We start from the raw sequence: 13675 nt of genomic DNA, 5'->3' as shown, positions 1-13675 counted from the left end.
ACGGCCTGCGCGCCTCGCGCGCGGCCACCCACGGAGGGCTCGCATGACTGCAACGAAAGCTGCAACGAACGTCCACGTTCACCTGTTTTACGGCGCCGATCCGCGTACCTACCGGAAAGGCGAGAACATCGGCTGCCTGTACGGCTATCACCATGCCGAATCCGACGAATTCCGGCTGACCTATTCGCAGGACGGCGGCGAGAACCGCGTTGCCAGCCTCGCGCGCCGCGCGCTGAAGACGGCGCTCGGCTTCGACGTCGTGCATGCGTGGCGCAATCGCGCCGCGCTGCTGAACACCGACGTGATCTGGACGCACACGGAGCAGGAGCATCTTGCGGCCGCGCTGATCCTGAAGCTCGCCGGCGCGCAGGGCAAGCGCCCGCTGCTGCTCGCGCAGAGCGTATGGCTGTTCGACAAGTGGGGCAGCTTCGGCGGCCCGCGCCGCTGGCTGTACCGCAAGCTGATCGCGCGCGCCGACGCGCTGACCACGCTGGCCCGCGACAACGCCGACCTGTGCCGTCGCTATCTCGGCCGCGACGCCGAGTTCGTCTACTACGGGCTGAACACGCAGGACTTCCCGATCACCGAGCCGCGGCAATGGCAACCTAACCGGCCGCTGCGGATCGCGGCGATCGGCAACGACCGCGACCGCGACTGGCGCACGTTCCTCGCCGCGTTCGGCGGCGACGAGCGCTACGACGTGCGGCTCGCGACGCGCCGCCGCGTGCCGCGCGAGTGGCATGCGCCGAACGTGAAGATCGGCTCGGCGTCGGGGCTCGCGAAGCAGCACGAGCTGTACGCGTGGGCCGACGTGATCGTCGTGCCGCTGCGGCCGAACTTCCATGCGTCGGGCATCACGGTGATGCTCGAGGCGGCCGCCGTCGGTAAGCCGATGATCGTGTCCGACGTCGGCGGGCTCAGCGACTACTTCCCGCACGATACGGCCGCCTATGTGCCGGCGTTCGACGCGCAGGCGATGCGCCAGGCCGCCGATCGCTTCGTGGCCGATCCGGTCGCGGCGCTCGCCTGCGCGCAGGCCGCCGCCGCGTGCCTGCGCGACCGCGACCTGACCACGCAGGCGTTCGCCGAGCAGCACGTGCGGATCACGCGCGACATGCTGCGCCGGCGCCGCACGCCGGCCGCCGCGGGCGTGGCGATGCCGCTCGCGGATTCGCGCCCGTCGTCGCGGTGAGAGCGGATCGATGAGTACGATTGCCGCCGAACGCGCACCGTCGCGCAAACGCAACTGGCTTCCCGAACCGAAGCACTGGGTCGGGCAGGCCGGGCTGTGGACGTTCACGGCCGCGCTGATCGCCATTCACCAGGGCAAGGTGCTGACGCTCGCGTTTCCGGTGCTGGCCATCGCGGTCGGCCTCTGGCTGTATTTCAAGAGTCCGGCGCGCTACGTCGGCTTCATGTGGTGGGTGTGGTTCCTGAGCCCGGAAGTGCGGCGTCTCGCCGACTGGTCGAAGGGCGCGTTCACGCCGACGAGCCTGATCCAGGTCGCGCCGCTCGCGGTGACGATGATCGCCGGCCTCGGGCTGATCCGGCATTACCGCGTGCTCGCGCAGCGGCGCGGGATTCCGATCCTGCTGATGCTGTTCGGGCTCGCGTACGCCTACCTCGTCGGGATCGTGTCGAGCGGCGTGATGGCCGCGACCTACGACCTCGCGAACTGGGTGTACCCGGTGCTGATCGGCTTTCACATCATGGTCAACGCGCGCGACTACCCCGAGTACCGCGACGTGCTGCTGTCCACGTTCATGTGGGGCATGCTCGTGATGGGCCTGTACGGCGTCGTGCAGTATTTCGTGATGCCGCAGTGGGACGTGCTGTGGATGATCGGCTCCGACATGGGCTCGCAGGGCGAGCCGGTGCCGTACGGCGTGCGCGTGTTCAGCACGATGAACTCGTCGGGGCCGTTCGCGTTCGCGATCATGGGCGCGCTGGTGTTCGTGTTCGCCGCGCCGCAGAAGATCCGCTGGTTCGCCGGGGCGGCCGGCTTCGTGTCGTTCGCGCTGTGTCTCGTGCGTTCGACGTGGGGCGGCTGGGTGATCGCGCTCGCGATCCAGCTCGCGCAGTCGAACAACCGCGTGCGGATGCGGATCCTGATCAGCGGCGTCGTGCTGGTCGGCCTGTGCGTGCCGCTGCTGACCGTCGGGCCGGTGGCCGACCGTCTCGGCGCGCGTCTGCAGTCGATCACGAACCTGAAGGACGACCGCAGCTACGACGACCGCAACAAGTTCTACGCCACCTTCGCGCAGACGGCGTTCACCGACGTCGCCGGCGAAGGGATGGGCGCGACGGGTGCATCCACGAAGCTGTCGAGCGACAGCGGCGAGCTCGGCAAGTACGGCAGCTTCGACAGCGGCGTGATGAACGTGCCGTTCGTGCTCGGCTGGCCCGGCACGCTGCTGTACCTCTCGGGCGTCGTGATGCTGTTCGCCCGCACGCTGCGCGCGGCGTTCAAGCTGCGCAAGGACAAGTTCGTCGGCGCGTGCCTGAGCCTGTGCCTGTCGACCTTCGCGATGCTCGTGTTCACGAACTCGCTGATCGGCACGGGCGGCCTGCTGATGTTCACAGCCATTTTTTCGATTCTTTCCGCGGCGCACTGGCAAAAGGCACAACGCCTGCTGGCCGCCGCGCGTTTACGGGGAGGCGACCATTGAGAATCGCGATCGTCACGCACGTCGTGCGACATAACGACGGGCAAGGCCGCGTCAATTACGAAATCGCGCGCGCGGCGCTGGCCGAGAACTACGAGGTCACGCTCGTCGCGTCGCATGTCGCGCCCGAGCTGCTGGCCGACCCGCGCGTGCGCTGGGTGCCCGTGAAGGTCGGCGGCTTCTGGCCGTCGAACCTCGTCAAACAGCAGGTGTTCGCGCTGAAGAGCGCGGCCTGGCTGCGCGCGCACCGCAGCGAGTACGACGTGCTGCACGTGAACGGCTTCATTTCGTGGATCAAGGCCGACGTGAATACCGCGCACTTCGTGCACGGCGGCTGGTTCAAGAGTCCGTACTACCCGTTCGGGCCGACGAAGGGGCTGTGGTCGGCCTACCAGTACGTCTATACGCGCGTGAACACCACGCTCGAGCGCTGGGCGTACCGGCGTTCGCGCGCGATCACGGCCGTGTCGCAGAAGGTGGCCGACGAGATCGCCGGGCTCGGCATCGACAGCCGCAAGATCAGCGTGATCTACAACGGTGTCGACGCCGGCGCGTTCGCGGGTGCGCAGGCCGACCGCGCGGCGTTCAAGCTGCCGGACGATGCGTTCCTGCTGCTGTTCGTCGGCGACCTGCGCACGCCGCGCAAGAACCTCGGCACCGTGCTGAAGGCGCTGACGAAGCTGCCGGCGAACGTGCACCTGGCGGTGGCCGGCTATCTGCCCGGCAGCCCGTATCCGGAGGAGGCGCGCGCGCTCGGCATCGATTCGCGCGTGCATTTCCTCGGCCTGGTTAAGAACATGCCGACGCTGATGCGCTCGGTCGACGCGTACGTGTTCCCGTCGCGCTACGAAGCGATGAGCCTGTCGCTGCTCGAGGCGATGGCGGCCGGGCTGCCGGTCGTCACCGCGCGCACGGCGGGCGGCGCGGAAATCATCACGCGCGAATGCGGGATCGTGCTGGAGGATCCGGACGATCCGGCGGCGCTCGCGCAGGCGATCGGCTCGCTCGCGGCGTCGCGCGACACCTGTCGCGCGATGGGCGAAGCGGCCCGCGAACTGATGTCCCGTTTCGGCTGGGCGCACATGGGCGCCCAGTATGTCGCGCTTTACCGGCGCATCGGCCAACCCACGCAGCCGTCCGCATTCGAGCGGGCCGAGCATGCAGTCACGCAGGAGCAAACGTGATGTCCCAATCTTCCCGGCCGATCAAATCGTTGCAGATCGGCATGCACTGGTTCCCCGAGCGCGCGGGCGGCCTCGACCGGATGTACTACTCGCTCGTCGGCGCGCTGCCGGGCGCGGGCGTCGAGGTGCGCGGGCTCGTCGCCGGCTCGCCGAAAGTCGCCGACGACACGGATGGTGCGATCCAGGGCTTCGGCCCCGCAACGGAATCGCTTGCGCGCCGGATGCTCGCCGCGCGGCGCGCGCTGCGCGAGGAGATCCGCAGCGAGCGGCCGGACGTGATCTCGTCGCACTTCGCGCTGTACACGTTCCCGGGCCTCGACGTCACGCGCGGGATTCCGCAGGTGTCGCATTTCCAGGGGCCGTGGGCCGACGAAAGCCAGGTCGAGGGCGCCGCGTCGCTCGGCCAGCGCGCGAAGCGCTATCTCGAACAGGCCGTCTATACGCGCTCGTCGCGGCTGATCGTGCTGTCGCAGGCGTTCGGCCAGATCCTGACGAACCGCTACGGGATCGATCCGTCGCGCGTGCGCGTGATTCCCGGCTGCGTCGATACCGCGCAGTTCGACACGCCGCTCACGCCGGCCGAGGCGCGGCACAAGCTGCAACTGCCGCAGGACCGGCCGATCGTCCTGGCCGTGCGCCGGCTCGTGCGACGCATGGGGCTGGAGGACCTGATCGACGCGATCGGCCTCCTCAAGCACCGTCACCCGGACGTGCTGCTGCTGATCGCCGGCAAGGGCAAGATCGGCGAGGAACTGCAGCAGCGCATCGATGCGGCCGGGTTGCAGGACAACGTGAAGCTGCTCGGCTTCGTGCCCGACAACCATCTGGCGGCGCTGTACCGCGCGGCGACGGTCAGCGTCGTGCCGACGGTCGCGCTCGAAGGCTTCGGGCTGATCACCGTCGAATCGCTCGCGTCCGGCACGCCCGTGCTGGTCACGCCAGTGGGCGGGCTGCCGGAGGCGGTGGCCGGGCTGTCCGACGATCTCGTGCTGCCGTCCACGGGCGCGGATGCGATCGCGGAAGGGCTCGGCGCCGCGTTGTCGGGCGCGATCACGCTGCCCGACGAGGCCGCGTGCAAGCGCTATGCACGTGACCATTTCGACAACGCGGTGATCGCGCGGCGTGTGGCCGGCGTGTACGAAGAGGCGATCCAGGCGGCAGGTTGAGTGCGCCGCGGCACGCTACCTGCGTGCCGAACCGAAAGCCTCACCGGCGCGCGTTCGTGGCCGGTTCGCAAGCCGGCCGCCCGCGAAGGGCTGGCCGGCCTTTCCCATCCGATACGCGGTGCCGGCACGCGTCACGCGCGCCTGAGCGTCGCGCCCCAGACGCCGAGCGCCGCCACGCTCACGACCGCGCCGAGCACGCAGACGCCCGTCCATCCGGCGCGCGCATACATCATCGTCGACGCAATCGCGCCGAGTCCGCTGCCGGCTGAATAGAACAGCATGTAGCAGCCGACGAGGCGCGCATGCGCATCGGGCCGCGCGCCGAGAATCATGCTCTGGTTGACGACGTGGACGGCCTGCCCGCCGACATCGAGCAGCACGATGCCGACGATCAGCCAAGCAATCGACGTATCGCCGAACGCGAGCGGCAGCCACGAGCACGCGAGCAGCGCGAGCGCGGCGCCAGTCGTTGCTTCGCCGCGCCCGCGATCCGCGAGCCGCCCCGCGCGGGCGGCCGCCGCCGCGCCCAGTGCGCCGACGAGGCCGAACGCGCCGATCTGCGTATGCGACATCGCGTGCGGCGGCGCGCTCAGCGGCAGCACCAGTGCGCTCCAGAAGATGCTGAAGGCCGCGAACATCAGCAGCGCGATCGCGCCGCGCACGCGCAGCACGCGTTCATCGCGCAGCAGCGACACCATCGATCGCAGCAGCGCCGCGTAGCCGATGCGCTCGCGCGGGCCGTTCTCGTCCGGCAATAGCCGCGACAGCACGACGAGCATCGCGATCGCGAGCGCGCCCGACACCAGATAGACGGCCCGCCAGCCCGCGATGTCGGTGACGACGCCCGCCAGCGAGCGCGCGGCCAGCAACCCGACCACGACGCCGCCCTGCGCGGCGCCCACCACGCGCCCGCGTTCGCCGGCACCCGCGAGCGCGGCCGAGCATGCGATCAGCCCTTGCGTCATCGCGGTGCCGAGCAGCCCGACCGCGATCATCCCCGCCAGCAGCGCGACGCGCGTCGACGAGGCGGCGACCCCGATGCAGGCCGCCGTCAGCAGCAGGAGCTGCACGGTGATCAGGCGCTTGCGGTTCAGCAGGTCGCCGAGCGGCACGACGAACAGCAGTGCGAGCGCGCAGCCGAGCTGCGTCGCGGTGATGACACCGCCGACGGCCGCCTGCGACAAGCCGAAATCGCGCGCGATCGAATCGAGCAGCGGCTGCGCGTAGTAGACGTTCGCGACGCTGGCCGCGCAGCAGACGGCCAGCAACGCGACGCGCGCCGCGGACAGGCGGCCGCCGTCGGCCGGATGCGCGGCATGTGTCGGCACGTTCGATGCAACGGTGCCGGATTGACAGGAAGACTCCATGGGTTCCCTCGTGCAAAGTAGTTGCAAATTGAAACTGGTGTGGAGTGTAGGAAAAGTAGTTTTAAAATGCAACCTGTTGGGCGGCGGGCGAGAGGTCCGCGCATGGATGGCCGGCGTTGCCGCGGAGGCGGCCGGCAAGATTGCGGAGAGGAACATGGCTAGGCAGAAAAGTCTTGCGGATTCGCCGTGCCCGGTGGCGCGGGCGACCGATATCGTCGGTGATCGCTGGGCGTTGCTGATCGTGCGCGATGCGTTCGACGGCGTGCGCCGGTTCGGCGATTTCCGCGCGAGCCTCGGTGTCGCGAGCAACATCCTGTCCGACCGGCTGAAGATGCTGGTGGACGCCGGCGTGTTCGACGTCGTGCCGGCATCCGACGGCACCGCGTATCAGGAATACGCGCTCACCAAAAAGGGCGAAGGGCTGTTTCCGGTGATCGTGATGTTGCGGCAGTGGGGCGAGGCGAACCTCTTCGCGCGCGGCGAGCCGCATTCGGTGCTGGTCGACCGCGGCACGGGGCGCGCGGTCCGCAAGCTCGTGCTGCGGCATGACGACGGCCGGCCTTTGAAGGCGGCCGAGACGGTCGTGAGGAAGGTCGGCGACGCGTGACCGCGCCCGTTGTTCAATCGGCCGTCGTCACGACCTGACGACCTGACGCGCGGACGACGCGCCGCGATGCGCATCGGGCCGCACCCGCGTCGCGAGCAGCGCGGCGGTGATGAGCAGCGCGACCGACACGGCCGTTTCGATCCGCAACCCGTCCACGACCTGCTCCGCGCCGCCACCGCCGGCGAGCGCGCCGAATGCAGCCACGCCCATCGCGCCGCCGGCCTGCCGCGCGGTATTCAGCACGGCCGACGCGATGCCGGCCCGCTCGGGTGCGACCGATGCGAGCACGGCCGTCGTCATCGCGGGCACCGCGAAGCCCATGCCGGCCGGAATCAGCAGGAACGGCACGAGCAGGACGCCGAGCGGCGTCGATGCGTCGATGAAATGCAGCGACCCGTAGCCGAGCGCGGCGACGAGCGCGCCGGCTACCATCGGCACGCGCGGGCCGTGGCGGGCGACGGCGCGTCCGCTCGCGAGATTCGACAGCAGGAAGCCGCCCGTGAGCGGCAGGAACGCGAGCCCGGCCTGCAACGCCGACTCGCCGCGTGCGCGTTGCAGGTACAGCGCGAGCACGAACACGGTGCCGTAGTACGTGAGGTTCACGCAGATCCCGAACAGCACGGCCGCGCTGAACGTAGGGCGGCGGAACAGCGCCAGCGGCAGCATCGGCGTGGCCGTGCGCGACTCGACCGCGACGAACGCGAGCGCGGCCAGCGCCGCCAGCACGAAGCCGCCGGCCACGACCGGATGCGTGAAGCCGAGCGGCCGCCATTCAATCACGGCGCCGGTCAGCGCGGTCAGCATCGCGATTGCGATGAACTGGCCGCGCAGATCGAGCGAACCGGGTGAGCGGGCCGGCGCGGCCTGCTCGCGGCGCGCAGGCACCCATGCGAGCGTCGCGGCGAGTCCGGCCGCACACAGCGGCAGGTTCACGAGGAAGATCCCGCGCCAGCCCCACGCGGCGATCAGCAGCCCGCCGACGACCGGGCCGGCCGCGATCGAGATCGACCCGGCCGCCGTCCACCCGCTGACCGCGCGGGCCCGCAGGCGCGGATCGTGCCGGCACGCGTCGTTGAGCAGCGCGAGCGAATTGGGCAGCATCGCCGCGGCGCCGACACCTTGCAGCGCGCGGGCCGCGATCAGCATGGCGGGCGCGACGGCGGCGCCGCACGCGAGCGACGCGAGCGCGAACAACAGCAGGCCCGCGATATACAGGCGGCGTGCGCCGAAGCGGTCGCCGAGCGCGCCACCCGACAGCATCAGCACCGCGAACGCGAGCGTGTACGCATCGACGACCCATTGCAGGCCGGCGACCGGCAGGTGCAGGTCGCCGGCAAGATGCGCGAGCGCGATGTTGACGATCGTCACGTCGAGCTGCGTCACGACGAAGCCGACGCTGACGGTGGCGACGACGCGCGCGAGTGCGGGCGGGAAAGCGAGGGGCGGTGGGGTCGTATCCATGCGTCCATCGTAGGCGCGACGGACATGCAATGTTTCAGCGGAACGTGAAGCGTCGATACGTGCCCGTGCGCGGCGACTAACATGGCACGGCGGCGGCTCATGCCTGCCACCGCACACATCGACTTTCGACAGGCCCGTCCGGATGACTTCCTCGAACCTGATGACGCGCGACGCGCAGATCGCCGATCACGCCGACATCGCAAGATTGATGCACCAGCTTGGCTACGATGCGACCCCCGCGATGATCCGCGACAAGCTGGCAACCCTGCTGCCGAGCGCGGTCGACCGCATCCTGGTCGCGACGGTCGCGGGCAGCGTGGTGGGCTGCATCAGCCTGCATGCACTCGCGCTATTTCACGCGCACGGCAATCTCGGGCGCATCACCAGTCTGGTCGTCGACGAAGGCTGTCGCGGGCAGGGTGTCGGCGGCGCGCTGATCGCGGCGGCGCACATCTGGTTCGAGTCGACGGGGTGCGTGAAACTGGAGGTGACGAGCGGCGACCTTCGGCTCGATGCGCACCGCTTTTACGCGCGGCACGGCTTCGTGCGGGACGGACAACGGTTGTCGAAGCTCGTCCGGCCGTAATGCCACCGCGCGAGCGCGCGGCGTAGCTGCTGTCGCGAAAAAGCCGGCGACGCGTGGCGTTCAGTGCCGCTCACCGCGCCAGCGTCCCGGCGCCACGCCGAAGCGCTTCGTGAACGCATGCGTGAACGTGCTTTGATCCGCGAAGCCGACGCTGCCCGCGATGTCGACGAGCGAATGCCGGCCGTCGGCGAGCAGCACGACCGCTGCGTCGAGCCGCAGCCGCTGCAGGTAGCGATGCGGCGTTTCGCCAAATGCGTCGACGAACAGTTGATGAAAGCGGCGCATCCCGTAGCCGCAGTGCGCGGCGAGATCGGCGATGCGCAGCGGCTCCTCGAGCCGTGCGCGCAGCCAGCGGTCGATGCGCGCGAAATCGAGGCCCGAGGCGGGCGCGGCGATGGCGCGTTCGTCGAGCAGCGCGCCACACAGCCGCGCGGCGGCCTGCCACTGGAAACGGTGCGCGGCCGCGTGCCGCGCGTCGTCGGCGGGGGCTTCGAGTTGCGTGGCGGCGGCCGCGATCTGCGCGACCAGCGACGTCAGTGCCGGATCGATCGCCACGGCGCGCGCGCTGTCGAACAGCCGCTGCGGCACAGCGAGTGACGCGAGGGGAAGATTGAGCACGAGCTGGCGGTTCTCGCCGAGGCCCGCGTAATCGTGGCGCGCGCCGGCCGGAACCAGCCACGCGCCGTGCCGGTCGAGCCGCCGGCTGACGCCGTCCACCGCCATCACCATCGCACCGTCGATGCCGAGCACGATCTGGTGAAAGTCGTGCACGTCCGATGCTTCGAGCGTGTCGTAGCGTTGCAGTGCGATGGTGGGGGACGAAAGGTGGGCCATGGGGCAGGGCGTCGGCCGGCGGCTCGCGTGCGGTATCAGACGTCGAGCAGTTCGACTTCGAACACGAGCGTGGCATTCGGCGGAATCACGCCGCCTGCGCCGCGCGGGCCGTAGCCGAGTTGCGGCGGGATCGTCAGGCGACGCACGCCGCCGACCTTCATGCCCTGCACGCCTTCGTCCCAGCCCTTGATGACCATGCCGCCGCCGAGCACGAATGCGAACGGGTCGTTGCGATCCTTGCTCGAATCGAATTTCTGACCATCGGTCAGCCAGCCCGTGTAGTGGACGCTGACGGTCTTGCCGGCTTGCGCTTCCGCGCCGGTGCCTTCGGTCAGGTCTTCGTACTTGAGGCCCGATTCGGTCGTGATGACAGACATGACTTCTCCTGAAAAAGGATGGGTAAAACCGTTATTGTAGGCGAGCGCGCAACGGGCCGCCGCTCGTGGCTGTCGGCCGCTCGCACGTGTGTCGCGGGCGGCGGCAGGCCGCCGTGGCCGCGGTCGTCCGACACGCAAATGGAACGCGCGTTTGAATTTCTCGCACGCCCCGCGACCGCGGTTGCACCGCGCGAGTGCGACGGGTGTATGAATCGGTGCCACCGGCGCGCGCCGCAGCGTACCGCGTGGCGCCGCCGATTTCCGTGAAACGCCCGCCGCACGAGGCTTTCAGGCCGTCTGCGCGATACGGCACGACGCAGCGCGTATCGCTCGCGAGCGACAGCGCGCGTTCGAATCCCGCCCCGTCCGGACGCTGTTCGAGCGCCGCTTTTTCCGCCTTTTCGACCGTGCCCTGTTTGGAAGCGCGCATCTACCGTGCGGCTTGCGTGCGCCGCCACGGGCGGCCTATCTTTACAGCTGTCGATGTCAAGATTTTGGCGGTGCGCGCCGCGCCGCGCCGCCCGGGCCCGCGCCGGCTGCGTCGGACGACGCGCCGGGCCGCTCCGGAACCAGGAGAACGATGAACATGAAGTCAGCCGCTTCCGCCACCGCAGCCGGGATCATGCCGGTGCGCCGCGACCTGCGCTTCGACCTGCCGGTCGAACGCGCGAAGGACTGGCATGGCCTCGGGTCGCACGTGACCCATTTCTTCAACGCGCTGTCGCTGCTGTTCCCGGCGGGCGAGCGCTTCTTCATGGATTCGGTGCGCAACTACCGCGACCGGATCGACGATCCCGTGCTGAAGCAGCAGGTGCTCGGCTTCATCGGCCAGGAGGCGATGCACACGCGCGAGCACATCGAGTACAACGAGCTGATGCAGGCGAACCACCTGCCCGCGCGCAAGCTCGACAAGCGCGTCTGGACGGTGCTCGGCTACATGAAGCGCAAGCTGCCGCATTCGGTGCAGCTCGCGCATACGGTCGCGGCGGAGCACTACACGGCGATGCTCGCCGACTGGCTGCTGCGCGACCCGACGCGCCTCGACGGCTCGGTCGAGGGCTACCGCCAGATGTGGATCTGGCACGCGCTCGAGGAAACCGAGCACAAGGCCGTGTCGTTCGACGTATGGAACGCCGCGATGGAACCGGGGCTGCGCCGTTACGTGATCCGCATCGGCGTGTATCTGCTGACGACGCTGACGTTCTGGCCGACCGTATTCCTGATGCACGCGACGCTGCTGTGGCGCGATCGCGGCGCCGGCCATCACGTGCGCGGCATGCTGCGGATGATCGCGTTCCTGTACGGGCCGCGCCGGGGGCTGTTCCCGCGCATCGCCGGCGAATGGCTGAGCTTCTTCCGGCCGGGCTTCCATCCGTGGGATCACGACAATCGCCACCATCTGGCGCGGGTCGATGCGCTCGCCGCCGCCTACGGCGAACAGGGCGGCACACCGGCCGGCCGTGGCCGCGCCAACGCGCCGGCGCCGCTCGCGTCGGGCCGCTGAGACCGCCGCTGCGCCGGCATGCGCGGCATCGGGCCGCACCTGTTGCGTTCGTGCATCAGCCGCCCACCTCTGACGATTGACTGAAATCAATTCGAACCGGCAGCACGGGCGCCCTGCGGTCCCGTCGACCGGTTGTGCACGCATGCATGGGCGAGGCGATCCGGCGTGCGCGGCATCGCCCGGGAACGCCATGCGCCAGCACCGGCGCGGCTTTGCGCGCCGCGCAGCCGCCCGTTCAGGGGTCCCGCCGCGTATGCCACCGGGATAACACCCATCTAGCCGCGCGTCGGCCGCATCGATATACCGTTCATGACAATGTCCACCTCACGCGCGATTCCTGCACGGGGGGATTTTATTCGGACGGAAATGCGGCCAATATGTCGGTTCGATCGAGGTCCGTCGCGCGTGACGGCGAGCCAGCGCGATACCAACGCCAAGCGGGGAACAACGATGGTTGCTAGGTCACCTGACGCAAACGGGCATGCGGTGCCCGAGATGTCGCATGTGTCCGTCACCGCGCCCGAGGACGGACGCAAGCTGTTCGTGATCATGCGCTCGCCCGATGAGCCGTTGCTTGCGCAACTGCGCGGGCTCGGCTGGGAAGTCTCCGTCGCGAAGACGGCCGGCGCCGCGCAGAACATGACCTCCGGCGTGAGCGTCGCCGCCGGTCTGGTCGATTTCACCGGATTCACGTCGCGCGACTATCCCGCGCTGAAGGCGTGCCTGAGCCAGCCGTCGATCGGCTGGATTTCCATCGCGCAGGCCGGCATCACGATCAGCCCCGCGGTGCGCGAACTGATCCGCAGCTATTGTTTCGATTACGTGACCCTTCCGTTGCCCTACGAATGGATTTCGCACGTGCTCGGCCATGCGCGCGGGATGGCCGCGCTCGATCGCGTCGATGGCGCGGCCTATGCGGCGTCGATCGGCGAACACGGGATGATCGGCAACTGCGAGGCGATGCAGCAGCTGTTCAGCACGATCCGCAAGGTCGCGAAGACCGACGCGAGCGTGTTCATCTCGGGCGAGTCGGGCACCGGCAAGGAGCTGACGGCGCTGGCGATTCACGAGCGCTCCGGCCGCGGCAAGGGGCCGTTCATCGCGATCAATTGCGGCGCGATTCCGCATCACCTGCTGCAGTCGGAACTGTTCGGCTACGAGCGAGGCGCGTTTACTGGCGCGAACCAGCGGCGTGCGGGCCGGATCGAATCGGCGAACGGCGGCACGCTGTTTCTCGACGAAATCGGCGACATGCCGGTTGAAAGCCAGGCGAGCCTGCTGCGTTTCCTGCAGGAAGGGAAGATCGAGCGGCTCGGCGGGCAGGAGTCGATTCCGGTCGACGTACGGATCATCTCGGCTACCCACGTCGATCTCGACGGCGCGGTCGAGGCCGGGCGCTTCCGCGCGGACCTTTATCACCGCCTGTGCGTGCTGCGCATCCACGAGCCGCCGCTGCGCGCGCGCGGCAAGGATATCGACATCCTCGCGCACTACGTGCTGCAGAAATTCAAGTCCGACAGCGGCCGCAAGATCAGTGGCTTCACGTCGGCCGCACTCGATGCGATGCGCCGCTACGAGTGGCCGGGCAACGTGCGCGAGCTGATCAACCGCGTGCGGCGCGCGATCGTGATGGCCGAGAGCCGGCTGCTGACGCCGCACGATCTCGGGCTCGAGACGCCGGGCGAAACCGAACCCGTGACGCTCGAACAGGCGCGGGCGCTCGCCGAGCGCACCGCGATTGAGAATGCGCTGCTGCGCAACGATCACCGCATCAACAAGGCCGCGGCCGAACTCGGCATTTCACGCGTGACGCTCTACCGGATGATGATCGAGCACGGGCTGAACGATCACGACAACAACGGCGGGAACGACAGCACGCCGTCCGGCGACGCGGGGCATCAGCGGGTCGGCTGAGCGGCGCAC

Annotated in this window: 12 protein-coding genes; 8 read left to right on the top strand and 4 right to left on the bottom strand. The window is 69.2% G+C overall.

What is annotated here, in order from left to right; translation table 11 throughout:
* The first annotated feature begins 43 nt into the window (after positions 1–43).
* Genes F3J15_RS00130 through F3J15_RS00115 form a run of 4 tightly spaced genes read left to right on the top strand, consistent with a single transcriptional unit; the run spans position 44 to position 5016 of the window.
* Positions 44–1192 (top strand): glycosyltransferase family 4 protein, encoded by a 1149-nt coding sequence (locus F3J15_RS00130; protein WP_166886245.1) that lies wholly within the window; start codon positions 44–46, stop codon positions 1190–1192.
* Between the two features lie 10 nt (positions 1193–1202).
* Positions 1203–2669: a glucose-6-phosphate isomerase gene (locus tag F3J15_RS00125; RefSeq protein ID WP_069251049.1), complete on the top strand. Its 1467-nt coding sequence runs from the start codon at positions 1203–1205 to the stop codon at positions 2667–2669.
* A complete protein-coding gene (locus F3J15_RS00120) occupies positions 2666–3850 on the top strand; it encodes a glycosyltransferase family 4 protein (RefSeq protein WP_166886242.1) in 1185 nt (394 codons plus the stop codon). Before F3J15_RS00125 ends, F3J15_RS00120 begins: the two co-directional genes overlap by 4 nt.
* Positions 3850–5016 (top strand): glycosyltransferase family 4 protein, encoded by a 1167-nt coding sequence (locus F3J15_RS00115; protein WP_069252877.1) that lies wholly within the window; start codon positions 3850–3852, stop codon positions 5014–5016. Before F3J15_RS00120 ends, F3J15_RS00115 begins: the two co-directional genes overlap by 1 nt.
* A gap of 131 nt (positions 5017–5147) precedes the next feature.
* Here the strand turns inward: F3J15_RS00115 and F3J15_RS00110 are convergent, their stop codons facing one another.
* Positions 5148–6383 carry an MFS transporter gene (locus F3J15_RS00110; protein WP_166886239.1) on the bottom strand — a complete coding sequence of 412 codons (1236 nt, stop codon included), beginning with the start codon at positions 6381–6383 and terminating at the stop codon, positions 5148–5150.
* Positions 6384–6537: 154 nt separating this feature from the next.
* Here F3J15_RS00110 and F3J15_RS00105 point away from each other — a divergent pair, with 154 nt between their 5' ends.
* Positions 6538–6990 (top strand): helix-turn-helix domain-containing protein, encoded by a 453-nt coding sequence (locus tag F3J15_RS00105; RefSeq protein ID WP_205190629.1) that lies wholly within the window; start codon positions 6538–6540, stop codon positions 6988–6990.
* A gap of 27 nt (positions 6991–7017) precedes the next feature.
* On the opposite strand, the gene F3J15_RS00100 is transcribed toward F3J15_RS00105, so the two are convergent.
* The gene (locus tag F3J15_RS00100; RefSeq protein WP_166886236.1) at positions 7018–8451 is read right to left on the bottom strand and encodes an MFS transporter; all 1434 of its coding nucleotides are present in this window, start codon (positions 8449–8451) and stop codon (positions 7018–7020) included.
* Positions 8452–8593: 142 nt separating this feature from the next.
* Here F3J15_RS00100 and F3J15_RS00095 point away from each other — a divergent pair, with 142 nt between their 5' ends.
* Positions 8594–9037: a GNAT family N-acetyltransferase gene (locus tag F3J15_RS00095; RefSeq protein ID WP_069251055.1), complete on the top strand. Its 444-nt coding sequence runs from the start codon at positions 8594–8596 to the stop codon at positions 9035–9037.
* A 60-nt stretch (positions 9038–9097) separates the two neighbouring features.
* On the opposite strand, the gene F3J15_RS00090 is transcribed toward F3J15_RS00095, so the two are convergent.
* Both F3J15_RS00090 and F3J15_RS00085 read right to left on the bottom strand, forming a co-directional pair.
* Positions 9098–9871, bottom strand: a complete 774-nt coding sequence (locus F3J15_RS00090; protein WP_166886233.1) for an AraC family transcriptional regulator — start codon at positions 9869–9871, stop codon at positions 9098–9100.
* A 35-nt stretch (positions 9872–9906) separates the two neighbouring features.
* Positions 9907–10248, bottom strand: a complete 342-nt coding sequence (locus tag F3J15_RS00085) for an FKBP-type peptidyl-prolyl cis-trans isomerase (protein ID WP_006479474.1) — start codon at positions 10246–10248, stop codon at positions 9907–9909.
* Between the two features lie 586 nt (positions 10249–10834).
* Between F3J15_RS00085 and F3J15_RS00080 the strand changes: the two genes are divergently transcribed.
* Both F3J15_RS00080 and F3J15_RS00075 read left to right on the top strand, forming a co-directional pair.
* Positions 10835–11752 carry a metal-dependent hydrolase gene (locus tag F3J15_RS00080; RefSeq protein ID WP_166886232.1) on the top strand — a complete coding sequence of 306 codons (918 nt, stop codon included), beginning with the start codon at positions 10835–10837 and terminating at the stop codon, positions 11750–11752.
* A gap of 450 nt (positions 11753–12202) precedes the next feature.
* Positions 12203–13666: a sigma-54 dependent transcriptional regulator gene (locus F3J15_RS00075; protein WP_166886228.1), complete on the top strand. Its 1464-nt coding sequence runs from the start codon at positions 12203–12205 to the stop codon at positions 13664–13666.
* Positions 13667–13675: the final 9 nt, after the last annotated feature.

It is taken from the genome of Burkholderia sp. Ap-955 (genome assembly GCF_011753045.1).
Classification (GTDB): domain Bacteria; phylum Pseudomonadota; class Gammaproteobacteria; order Burkholderiales; family Burkholderiaceae; genus Burkholderia; species Burkholderia lata_D.
This window is presented reverse-complemented; position numbering and strand designations above follow the sequence as displayed.